Annotated in this window: 1 protein-coding gene; it reads left to right on the forward strand. The window is 78.9% G+C overall.

Features of this window, described 5'->3' with window-relative positions; translation table 11 throughout:
• Nucleotides 1-237 (forward strand): hypothetical protein (locus AOK09_RS41400; RefSeq protein ID WP_217698487.1); only part of this gene is annotated, 237 nt, incomplete at both ends.

The following is a 237-nucleotide window of genomic DNA, read 5'->3' on the forward strand; positions in this document are numbered from 1 at the left end:
TGGACCGGGCCGCCGCCGAGGACCTGGCAGGCCTCTTCGGTGACGGCGGGCCCGGGCCGGACCGGGAGGCGGCGGCCTCGGAGGAGTTCGCCGAGGCACAGGCCCACTGGCTGGAGGCGCTCCCGTACGACCCCGCGGTGCGCCGGCTGCTGGACCGGCTGTGGCCGCAACTCACCCCGCACCGGCTGCTGGAGGAGCTGTTCGCCGCACCCGACCGCCTGGCCGCCGCCGCCCCGC

Origin of the sequence: Peterkaempfera griseoplana, assembly GCF_001418575.1 — a bacterium.
Lineage (GTDB): Bacteria > Actinomycetota > Actinomycetes > Streptomycetales > Streptomycetaceae > Peterkaempfera > Peterkaempfera griseoplana.